This window comes from Bradyrhizobium sp. MI1.4, assembly GCF_055811315.1.
Window position 1 is genome coordinate 1 of record NZ_JBVVPP010000172.1, and the last position, 290, is coordinate 290.

A 290-nucleotide genomic window follows, 5' to 3' on the forward strand; every position below is an offset into this window, starting at 1 on the left:
TCGGCGAGCCGTCCCTGCCGACCGTTGCGGGTCTCGGTCTCGAGCCGGTTGACGAGGTCGACGACGTTGTAGAAGCGGCCGCGGGCACCGGATCGGATGCAGCTTCTGGCGATGGCAATGGCCAGGTGGGTTTTGCCTGTGCCGGTGCCGCCAACCAGCACGACGTTGCGTTGTTGGACGATGAAGCCGCCGCCAGCAAGATCATTGACGAGGGTCTGATTGATCGGCGTGCCGTCGAACTGGAAGTCGGCGATGTCCTTGGCAAGCGGCAGCTTGGCAATGGTGAGCTG

Annotated in this window: 1 protein-coding gene; it reads right to left on the reverse strand. The window is 63.8% G+C overall.

What is annotated here, in order from left to right; translation table 11 throughout:
• Window positions 1-290: ATP-binding protein (locus AC0L23_RS40140; protein ID WP_473358445.1), on the reverse strand; the 290-nt coding region annotated here is incomplete at both ends.